Genomic DNA, 9,925 nt, shown 5'->3' with positions numbered 1-9,925 from the left:
CCCCAGCAACCCCACCATTGAAGCCCCGTTGGGCCGGCGCTTCAACCATACAAGCAGAGCGAACCGCAGGTGAGCGGTGCGAGTTGGCGCCCGAGCGAGATGCGACAGCGGCCTGGGGCCCGCCCCGGCGTTCGTCGCTCATCAGCCAGCCCTAAGCGGCGAGGGGAGGGCGAGCGGTTAGCATCCACCCCCTATGAATTGGCCCTATGAGTTGCAGATCGGCTGGCGTTACACGCGAGCCGGGCGTGGAGGGCGCCGCAACCGCTTCATCTCCTTCATCTCTGGCGTGTCGATGTTCGGCATCGCGCTGGGTGTTGCCGCGTTGATCATCGTCTTGTCGGTGATGAACGGCTTCCAGAAGGAGGTCCGCGAGCGCATGCTGTCCGTGATCGCGCACGTGGAGCTGCTGAACGACACGGGCGAAGGGCTGCCGGACTGGCGCGCGGTGGCGGAGCAGGCGAAGAAGAATCCTGAAGTCGCTGCCGCCGCGCCGTTCGTGTCGGGCCAGGCGCTGATCGCGCGGGGTTCCGACATGCGCGGCACGATCGTGCGCGGTATTGATCCGGCGCTGGAGCCGACGGTGACGCCGATCGCCGAGAAGCTGGCGAAGGACGGCCTGCTGGCGCGCCTGCAGCCGGGGCAATGGAACATCATCCTGGGCGTCGAGCTTGCGCGGCAACTGGGCGTGCAGCGCGGCGACAAGATCACGCTGGCGATCCCGTCGGGGCAGGTGACGCCGCTGGGCGTGCAGCCGACCTTGCGGCAGTTCACGCTGGTCGGCGTCTTCGAGGCTGGCCACTACGAGTACGACAGCGGCCTGGCGCTCATCCATGTGGGCGACGCCGCGAAGCTGTTCCGCACCGGCACGCCGAGCGGCGTCCAGTTGAAATTGCGTGACGTGCAACTGGCCCGCCAGGTCGGCGCGCAATTGCAGCGCGACCTGCTGCAGGCGGGGCAGGCGATCTACGTCCGCGACTGGACCCGCACCAACGCCAACTGGTACGACGCGGTCCAGGTCGAGAAGCGGATGATGGGCATCATCCTGACGCTGATCGTTGCGGTCGCCGCGTTCAACCTGGTGTCGACGCTGGTTATGACCGTGACCGACAAGCAGGCCGACATCGCGATCCTGCGCACGCTGGGCGCCAGCCCGCGCTCGATCATGGGCGTGTTCATGATCCAGGGCGCGCTGGCCGGCGTGATCGGCACGCTGGGCGGACTCGGCCTGGGACTGGTCGTCGCGCACAACCTCGACGTGATCGTGCCCACCATCGAGAGGCTGCTGCACACGACCTTCCTGCCGGCCAGCATCTACGTCATCAGCCACATGCCGAGCGACCCGCAGTGGTCCGACATCGTGCCCATCACCGTGACCTCGCTGATCCTGGCGTTCGTCGCGACGGTCTATCCGAGCTGGCGCGCCAGCCGCGTCCAGCCCGCGGAGGCGCTGCGTTATGAATGACGCCATGAAGAACGCAACGCCGGCGGGAGCCCGCATTCCCGCCGGACAGGTGGTGCTGCAAGGACAGGGCCTGGGCAAGCGCTTCGTCGAAGGGCCGCTGGACGTGCAGGTCTTCCACAACCTCGACGTCAGCGTGAAGTCCGGCGAGACGCTGGCCGTGCTCGGGGCCTCGGGCTCGGGCAAGAGCACGCTGCTGCATCTGCTCGGCGGCCTGGACAAGCCCTCCGCCGGCCGCGTCGAGCTGATGGGGCGCGACCTCGGCTCGCTCGGCGAGAAGGCCCGCGGCGACTGGCGCAACCAGCACCTCGGGTTCATCTACCAGTTCCACCATCTGCTGCCGGAATTCAGCGCGCTGGACAACGTCGCGATGCCGCTGCGCATCCGTCGCGTCCCGCAGGAGCAGGCGCGCGCTCAGGCCGAGAAGGTGCTTGCGCGCGTGGGTCTCGGCCCGCGCGTGCTGCATCGTCCGGGCGAGCTGTCCGGCGGCGAGCGCCAGCGCGTGGCGATTGCCCGCGCGCTGGTCACCGGCCCGGCCTGCGTGCTCGCCGACGAGCCGACCGGCAACCTCGACCGCTCGACGGCCGCGACGGTCTTCGACCTGATGCTGGAGATGGCCCGTGAACTGGGCACCGCCTTCGTCATGGTGACGCACGACCAGGATCTGGCGGCCCGTTGCGAGCATCAGCGCCGGCTGGTCGGCGGGGCGCTGCAGCCGCTCACGGCCTGAGGCTGGGTTGCCCGATCGCGAGGCCGCGGGCGGTCGTTCCGCCCGTGCCCGGCCCGACCCGGCATGAACGCTGGATTACGATGCGCGGCATCATGACCGCCTCGAAGCCTTCCCCGGAATCCCCGTCCACCCGCTTCATCCTGAAGCTCAGCTGTCCCGACCAGGCCGGCATCGTCCACGCCGTGACCGGCGTCCTGCTGGAGCAGGGGGCCAACATCCTGACCTCGGCCCAGCACGGCGACGCGGATCACCGCCGCTTCTTCATGCGCATCGAGTTCGAGTGCGCCGAGGCCCGTCCGGCGGCCGTCCTGCGGGACGCGTTCGCGCCGCTGGCCGCGCGTCTGGCCATGGATTGGGAACTGGTCGATGCGCAGCGCAAGACACGCGTGCTGCTGCTGGTGTCCAAACTCGGCCACTGCCTGAACGACCTGCTGTTCCGGGTGCAGACCGGCCATCTGGCGATCGAGATCCCGGCCATCGTCTCGAACCACCGCGACTTCTATCAGCTGGCTGCGTCGCACGACATCCCGTTCCACCACCTGCCGCTGTTGCAGGCAAGCGAGGAGCAGAAGCAGGCGCAGGAACGCAAGATCCGCGAGCTGATCGAGGAGCAGCAGATCGACCTCGTCGTGCTGGCGCGCTACATGCAGATCCTGTCGCCGGAGCTGTGCCGCTTCCTGGAGGGGCGCGCGATCAACATCCATCACAGTTTCCTGCCGAGCTTCAAGGGCGCGCGGCCGTATCACCAGGCACATGAGCGCGGCGTCAAGCTGATCGGCGCGACCGCGCATTACGTGACCTCGGACCTCGACGAGGGGCCGATCGTCGAGCAGGACGTCGCCCGCATCGATCATTCGATGACGCCCGACCAGCTCGTGGCGATCGGTCGCGACGTCGAGTGCGTGACGCTCGCGCGTGCGATCCAGTGGCATGCGGAGCACCGCGTCCTGCTCAACGGTCATCGCACGGTCGTCTTCCGCTGAGCGCGACGGCTGGCCGTCGACGTTCCCGCATCCAGCTCACACTCCCCAGCGGTCGCCATGTGGACTGACACGCACTGCCACCTCGATGCCTCGGAGTTCGACGCCGATCGCGAAACCGTCGTCGCGCGCGCCGTGGCGGCGGGCGTGTCGCAGATCGTGATCCCGGCGGTGGTCGCGGGGAACTTCGAGCAGGTGAGGGCGCTCGCCCATGCGCACGGCTTCAGCTATGCGCTGGGCATCCATCCGCTGTACGTGATGCATGCGCGGGACGAGGACCTCGGGCGCCTCGATCGGATGCTGGACGAGTGCCGCGACGACCCGCGCCTGGTCGGCATCGGCGAGATCGGGCTGGACTTCTTCGTCAAGGACCTCGACGCGGCGACGCAGCAGCACTTCTACGTCGAGCAGCTCAAGCTCGCGAAGCGGCATGGGCTGCCGGTGATCCTCCATGTGCGTCGCAGCGCGGACCAGTTGCTGGGCGGTCTGCGCCGCATCGGCGTGCAGACCGGCGGCATCGGTCACGCGTTCAATGGCAGCCGGCAGCAGGCCGACGCCTTCATCGAGCTCGGCTTCAAGCTCGGCTTCGGCGGCACGCTGACCTTCGACCGCTCGCTGCAGATCCGGCGGCTCGCCGCTGAGCTCCCCGCGGAGGCGCTGGTCCTCGAGACGGATGCACCCGACATTCCGCCGCACTGGCTGTACCGCACGGCCGAGGAGCGCGCCGCCGGTGCCACCTCGCGCAATGAACCCGGAGAGTTGCCGCGCATCGGCGAGGTGCTCGGCGGGCTGCGCGGCTGGACGCCGCAGGAGACGGCTGCGATCACTGGCCGCAATGCGCGCGCTGCATTGCCGCGACTCGGTCTGTTGGATGCCGCCCGCGCGCATGGCTGACGCGCTCGACTCGACTGGATCGGTTGGGTCGGCCGAACCCGCCCGCTGGCAGGGACTCGCGCCCGTCCACGCGCCGGACGCCGAGTGGCTGCTGCTGGGCAGCTTCCCCGGCGTCGCGTCGCTCCAGGCGCAGCAGTACTACGGCCATCCTCGCAACCAGTTCTGGCGGCTGGTCGGCGCGGTCTTCGGCGTGGACCTGGTCGCGATGGGCTATCCCGAGCGGCTCGCCTCGCTGCGCGCCCACCGCGTCGCGCTCTGGGACGTGATCACCGAGACCGAGCGCGAAGGCAGCCTCGACAGCGCCATCCGCAATCCGTTCGCCAGCGACCTGGGCCGTCTGATCCAGCAGTTGCCGGCGCTGCGCACGATCGGCTTCAACGGCGGCACGGCGTTGCGATTCGGACTGAAGCAGCTCGGACCTCTTGCAGCCCGTTACCGTGTCCTGGGGCTGCCCAGCTCCAGCCCCGCCTACACGATGCCCTACGATGACAAGCTTCGCGCCTGGCGAGAGCTCGCCGGGCCTTCGAACGACAGGTGACGAGACCGGGCCCCGCGGACCCGGCATGGGAACGACAGCCGTGAGCAAACAACGGGACTCGAAGAACAACAAGGGCGGCAGAGCGGCGGACTCCGCCGAATGGGTCGGAGCCACGCTGAGCGAATTCGACGGCGTGCGCTTCCTCCACCTCGATTCGATCTGGGTGCAGGGCGCCATGCGGCTCAAGAAGCCCGAGAAGCTCGAGCTGGAGTACGTCCAGCGCATGATGGCCTGGATGCTGTGGCGCGACGCCCGCGAGATGACGCAGGGGCTGGCGGTGCAGCTCGGCCTGGGGGCCGGCGCGCTGACGCGCTTCTGTCGCAAGCAGCTGAAGATGAAGACCACGGCGGTCGAGATCAATCCGACCGTCATCAGCGCCAACCGGCACTGGTTCCACCTGCCCGACGACGATGACCGGCTGCGCGTGGTCAACGAGGACGCCGGCGCGTGGGTCGCCGACGCGGCGAACTGGGGCACTGCGCAGGTGCTCAACGTCGACCTCTACGACCACGAGGCGGCGGCGCCCGTCCTCGACGACGAGGCCTTCTACGCCGACTGCCATCGCGTGCTCGCCGACGGCGGGCTGATGACGGTCAACCTGTTCGGCCGCAGTGCCAGCTTCACCCGCAGCGCGGCGCGGATCGCGAAGGTGTTCGGCTCCGACCAGGTCTGGCACCTGACGCCGACCCGCGAGGGCAATACCATCGTCGTCGCCGGGCGCGGCGTCGCGGTGCCGGAGCGTGAGGTGCTCGAGCAGCGCGCCGCCCATATCGAGGCCCGTCACGACCTGCCGGCCACCAAGTGGCTCAAGCTCGTCCGGCCCCTGCCGATGAACGTCATCCACCAGCTCCACGCGGCCGCGGCCGTCGACTCCGACGATTGACCATGAAACACAACACGTCGACGCCCCCCAAGGACAAGAGCGGCGCTGCCGCTTCTGCGGCCGCTTCCGCTCCCGTGTCTCCACCCAGGACGGCTGCGCCAGTCCAGGCATCGCCCACCGCGCCCGCCAAGCCCAAGGCCGCCGAGGGCGGCGGCGCGCGCCTCGACTGGCGCCAGCTGCTGCACTGGCTCGCCGAGGACGGCGTCGTCGACCAGGAGCAGGTCCAGCGCACCGAAGCCCGCTTCGGCACCAGCCAGAGCGCCCAGCATCCGCTCACCCGGCTGGGCGCCGCGGGACTGGTGCGCGTTGCGGATGGCCGCGCGCTGGATACCGAGTCGCTGACTGAATGGCTCGCGGGCCGGTTGAAGCTGCCCTATGTCCGGATCGATCCGCTCAAGGTCGACGTCGGCCGCGTCGCCGATGTGATGTCCGCCAGCTATGCCGAGGCGCGTCGCTGCCTGCCGATCCAGGTCGGCCTGACCGAGGTGACCATCGCGGTCGCCGAGCCGCACGACACCGGCTGGGTGCCGCAGATCGAGGCGCACACCCGCAAGCGCGTGAAGCTCGCGCTGGCGAATCCGCAGGAGATCGCGCGGTTCACGACCGAGTTCTTCACGCTGGCACGGTCGGTGCGCGCGGCGACGAAATCCGGTGAGTCGAGCCAGCAGGCGAGCTTCGAGCAGCTCGTCGAACTCGGTCGCAGCAATCGCCAGCTCGACGCCAACGACCAGGGCGTTGTGCAGGTCGTGGACTGGCTCTGGCAGTACGCCTTCGACCAGCGTGCCAGCGACATCCACCTGGAGCCGCGCCGCGAGATGGGCGTCATCCGTTTCCGCATCGACGGCGTGCTGCACACGGTCTACCAACTGCCGCCCACGGTGATGGGCGCGATGACCGCGCGCATCAAGCTGCTGGGGCGCATGGACGTGGTCGAGAAGCGCCGCCCGCTCGACGGCCGCATCAAGACGCGCAATCCGGCCGGCGAAGAGGTGGAAATGCGCCTCTCGACGCTGCCGACCGCCTTCGGCGAGAAGATGGTGATGCGGATCTTCGATCCCGACACCGCCGTCAAGGACCTGTCGCAGCTGGGCTTCTCGAACCACGACGCCGAGCGGTGGAACCGCCTGACGGCGCGTCCGCACGGGATCATCCTCGTGACCGGACCGACCGGCAGCGGCAAGACCTCGACGCTCTACTCGACGCTCAAGCGTCTGGCGACCGACGAGGTCAATGTCTGCACCGTCGAGGACCCGATCGAGATGATCGAGCCCTCGTTCAACCAGTCGCAGGTGCAGCCGGCCATCGACTTCAATTTCGCCGAGGGCCTGCGCGCGCTGATGCGGCAGGACCCGGACATCATCATGGTGGGCGAAATCCGCGACCTGGAGACCGCCGAGATGGCGATCCAGGCGTCGTTGACCGGTCACCTGGTGTTCTCGACGCTGCACACGAACGATTCGGCCTCCGCGATCACCCGGATGGTGGACCTGGGCGTGCCCAACTATCTGATCGATGCCACCGTGATCGGCGTGCTGGCACAGCGGCTCGTGCGCACGCTGTGCCCGAACTGCAAGGAGCCGGATCCGGACGTCACGCGCGACTCGCTCAACGAGATGCTCAAGCCGTGGCGCCTGAACGGCGGCGTCAAGCCCTATCGGCCGGTGGGCTGCCTCGATTGCCGCAACACCGGTTTCCGGGGGCGCGCGGGGCTGTATGAACTGCTGCTGCTGACGGACAGCATTCGCAAGCATCTGCATCCCAATACGGACATGACGGCGCTGCGCCGCCAGGCGGTGCAGGAAGGCCTGCGCCCCCTGCGTCTGGGCGGTGCGATGAAGGTGGCCGAAGGGCTCACGACGATGGATGAGGTGCTGCGCAGCACCCCGACCTGGGAAACCTGAGCAGCGCCGGATCCATCCGTCTGCCGCCCCCCAGGCTCGTGGGGGCGGGTAAGCCCGCGCAGACAGGAGGCGGAGCCCGTGCCCACGGGCTGCGTGAAGATCGCCATACGCCCCGTGCGATGCGCGGCGTCTCCCCTTACGTGATAACCACAGACCCCGAGCGGAACCCGATTCCTAGAATCGCGCCAATTCAAGCCGATAGAGGTTCCCTCGATGAAGATCAAGAGTCAACGCGACTTCTGGTCAGGGCTGATGTTCGTGGTCGTTGGCGTCGCGTTCGCGTGGGGCTCGGCAGTGAACTACAGCTTTGGCTCCTCGGCCCGCCCCGGGCCTGGTTATTTCCCCTTCGGGCTGGGCGTGCTGCTCGCCGTGCTGGGCGCGGTCGTGCTGTTCAAGGCACTGACGATCGAGTCGGAGGGCGGCCAGCCTGTCGGCGCCTTCGCCTGGAAGCCGCTGGTGATCGTCGTCGCCGCGATCGTGGTGTTCGGCTTCGCCCTGCCGCGGCTGGGCATGATCATCACGCTGCCACTGCTGATCACCATCTCCTCGCTCGCCAGCGACGAGTTCCGCTGGCGCGACGCGTTGCTGAGCAGCGTGGTCCTGACCGCGGGCAGTTACGCGATCTTCATCTGGGGTCTGAATCTCGTGATCCCCATCTGGCCAACCTTCCTGGGCGGCTGAGGAGTCACGCATGGATCTGATCAACAACCTGATGATGGGGTTCGGCACGGCGTTCACGCCGGAGAACCTCCTGTACGCCTTCGGCGGCGCGGTGCTCGGCACCCTGATCGGCGTGCTGCCGGGCCTGGGCCCCGTCGCGACGATCGCGATGCTGCTGCCGTCGATCTACTCGCTGGATGCGACGCCGGCGCTGATCATGCTCGCCGGCATCTATTACGGCGCGCAGTACGGCGGTTCGACCACGGCCATCCTGATCAACGTGCCCGGCGAGTCCTCGTCGGTCGTGACCGCGATCGACGGCTACCAGATGGCCCGGCAGGGTCGTGCCGGTGCTGCGCTGGCGGCTGCGGGCCTGGGCTCGTTCTTCGCCGGCTGCGTCGGCACGATCATCATCGCGGCCTTCGCGCCGCCGCTGACCGAGCTGGCCTTCAAGTTCGGCCCCGCCGAGTACTTCTCGCTGATGGTGCTGGGCCTGATCGGCGCGGTGGTGCTGGCGTCGGGCTCGCTGGTCAAGGCGATCTCGATGATCCTGCTGGGGCTGCTGCTCGGACAGGTCAACACCGACGTGATCTCGGGGACGCCACGGTTCTCGTTCGACGTGCCCGAGTTGACTGATGGCATCAACTTCGTCGTGATCGCGATGGGTATCTTCGGCTTCGGCGAGATCATCGCGAACCTCGGCCAGCCGGCCGAGCATCGCGAGGTCTTCACCAAGAGCGTGAAGGGCCTGTGGCCGACCAAGCAGGACTTCCATGACGCCTGGCCGGCGGTGGTGCGCGGCACGGCGCTGGGTTCGGTGCTCGGCGTGCTGCCCGGTGGCGGTGCGCTGCTCGCGTCGTTCGCGGCCTACACGCTGGAGAAGAAGATCTCCAAGCATCCGGAGAAGTTCGGCAAGGGCGCCATCCAGGGTGTCGCGGGTCCCGAGTCGGCCAACAACGCCGGTGCTCAGACCTCCTTCATCCCGATGCTGACGCTCGGCATCCCGCCCAACGCGGTGATGGCGCTGATGGTCGGGGCGATGACGATCAAGGGCATCCAGCCCGGTCCGCAGGTGATGACCAGCAACCCGGAACTGTTCTGGGGGCTGATCGCCTCGATGTGGGTCGGCAACCTGATGCTGGTGATCCTGAACCTGCCGCTGATCGGCATCTGGATCAAGCTGCTGACGGTGCCTTATCGCTTCCTGTTCCCGGCGATCGTGGTGTTCTGCTGCATCGGTACCTACACGCTGAACAACAACAACTTCGACGTGTTCATGACGGCGGCGTTCGCGGTGATCGGCTATCTCTTCTACAAGCTGAGTTGTGAGCCGGCGCCGCTGCTGCTGGGTTTCATTCTCGGACCAATGATGGAAGAGAACCTGCGTCGCGCGTTGCTGCTGTCGCGTGGCGACTGGAGCACTTTCCTGTCCCGGCCGCTGTCCGCCGGCCTGTTGATCGCCGCTGCGCTGATGGTGGTCGTGGTGATGCTGCCGTCCATCAAGAACAAGCGCGAGGAAGCGTTCCAGGACGCGGATTGACGAGATTTCTGGCTCGCGTCTCTTCGAAGACCCGCCTCGGCGGGTCTTTTTCTTTCTGAGTAGCGAGGCGCCTCTCGATGAAACAAGGGCTTAGCGATGCTTCGTGCGAGACGCGGCCAACTGTCAACAACTTTCCTTTGTGGTTCTTGCGAGCCCCTCGAAGAGCGTGCTACAGTCGCTGTCTTCGCTGCACAGACATCTGTCTTGCGGCGGTCTCCGAAGGAACTGTCGGAGATGTCGAATGACTAACCGGGCTTGACCCGGTTTTCATTTGGCGGCGAGATTCTCGCAGTCGACGATGAAAATAATTTCTCTGACTGCTTGACGGATTCGAAAGAAA

9 protein-coding genes are annotated in these 9,925 nt (G+C 67.5%); all 9 read left to right on the top strand.

Annotated elements, in window-relative coordinates:
• Window positions 1-193: 193 nt before the first annotated feature.
• The 9 genes from AC07OZ_RS29450 (at window position 194) to AC07OZ_RS29410 (ending at window position 9,585) form a co-directional block, all read left to right on the top strand.
• Window positions 194-1,462 (top strand): lipoprotein-releasing ABC transporter permease subunit, encoded by a 1,269-nt coding sequence (locus AC07OZ_RS29450; RefSeq protein WP_495470573.1) that lies wholly within the window; start codon window positions 194-196, stop codon window positions 1,460-1,462.
• Entirely contained in the window at window positions 1,455-2,189 is a 735-nt protein-coding gene (locus tag AC07OZ_RS29445) for an ABC transporter ATP-binding protein (protein WP_495470572.1), read from the top strand. The genes AC07OZ_RS29450 and AC07OZ_RS29445 overlap by 8 nt, the downstream gene beginning before the upstream one ends.
• A gap of 92 nt (window positions 2,190-2,281) precedes the next feature.
• Window positions 2,282-3,172: a formyltetrahydrofolate deformylase gene (purU, locus tag AC07OZ_RS29440; RefSeq protein ID WP_495470571.1), complete on the top strand. Its 891-nt coding sequence runs from the start codon at window positions 2,282-2,284 to the stop codon at window positions 3,170-3,172.
• 57 nt (window positions 3,173-3,229) lie between these two features.
• Window positions 3,230-4,063 carry a TatD family hydrolase gene (locus AC07OZ_RS29435; protein WP_495470570.1) on the top strand — a complete coding sequence of 278 codons (834 nt, stop codon included), beginning with the start codon at window positions 3,230-3,232 and terminating at the stop codon, window positions 4,061-4,063.
• Window positions 4,056-4,601, top strand: a complete 546-nt coding sequence (locus AC07OZ_RS29430; protein WP_495470569.1) for a DNA-deoxyinosine glycosylase — start codon at window positions 4,056-4,058, stop codon at window positions 4,599-4,601. Before AC07OZ_RS29435 ends, AC07OZ_RS29430 begins: the two co-directional genes overlap by 8 nt.
• A gap of 40 nt (window positions 4,602-4,641) precedes the next feature.
• Window positions 4,642-5,484: a spermine/spermidine synthase domain-containing protein gene (locus tag AC07OZ_RS29425; protein ID WP_495470568.1), complete on the top strand. Its 843-nt coding sequence runs from the start codon at window positions 4,642-4,644 to the stop codon at window positions 5,482-5,484.
• Between the two features lie 2 nt (window positions 5,485-5,486).
• Complete coding sequence (gene tfpB / locus AC07OZ_RS29420; RefSeq protein ID WP_495470567.1) at window positions 5,487-7,385, top strand: type IV pilus assembly ATPase TfpB; 1,899 nt, start codon at window positions 5,487-5,489, stop codon at window positions 7,383-7,385.
• Window positions 7,386-7,598: 213 nt separating this feature from the next.
• Window positions 7,599-8,066: a tripartite tricarboxylate transporter TctB family protein gene (locus AC07OZ_RS29415; RefSeq protein ID WP_495470566.1), complete on the top strand. Its 468-nt coding sequence runs from the start codon at window positions 7,599-7,601 to the stop codon at window positions 8,064-8,066.
• Between the two features lie 10 nt (window positions 8,067-8,076).
• Window positions 8,077-9,585, top strand: a complete 1,509-nt coding sequence (locus AC07OZ_RS29410; RefSeq protein ID WP_495470565.1) for a tripartite tricarboxylate transporter permease — start codon at window positions 8,077-8,079, stop codon at window positions 9,583-9,585.
• Window positions 9,586-9,925 lie beyond the last annotated feature (340 nt).

It is taken from the genome of Roseateles sp. GW821-FHT09G03 (assembly GCF_059416045.1).
The sequence above is the reverse complement of the archived record's forward strand: the minus strand, read 5'-3'. Positions and strand labels throughout refer to the sequence as shown.

Excerpts from the sequence above, each read along its gene's own strand:
- AC07OZ_RS29450 (WP_495470573.1), top strand. The coding sequence starts at position 194 with ATGAATTGGCCCTATGAGTTGCAGATCGGCTGGCGTTACACGCGAGCC.
- AC07OZ_RS29445 (WP_495470572.1), top strand. The coding sequence starts at position 1,455 with ATGAATGACGCCATGAAGAACGCAACGCCGGCGGGAGCCCGCATTCCC.
- purU (WP_495470571.1), top strand. The coding sequence starts at position 2,282 with ATGACCGCCTCGAAGCCTTCCCCGGAATCCCCGTCCACCCGCTTCATC.
- AC07OZ_RS29435 (WP_495470570.1), top strand. The coding sequence starts at position 3,230 with ATGTGGACTGACACGCACTGCCACCTCGATGCCTCGGAGTTCGACGCC.
- AC07OZ_RS29430 (WP_495470569.1), top strand. The coding sequence starts at position 4,056 with ATGGCTGACGCGCTCGACTCGACTGGATCGGTTGGGTCGGCCGAACCC.
- tfpB (WP_495470567.1), top strand. The coding sequence starts at position 5,487 with ATGAAACACAACACGTCGACGCCCCCCAAGGACAAGAGCGGCGCTGCC.
- AC07OZ_RS29415 (WP_495470566.1), top strand. The coding sequence starts at position 7,599 with ATGAAGATCAAGAGTCAACGCGACTTCTGGTCAGGGCTGATGTTCGTG.
- AC07OZ_RS29410 (WP_495470565.1), top strand. The coding sequence starts at position 8,077 with ATGGATCTGATCAACAACCTGATGATGGGGTTCGGCACGGCGTTCACG.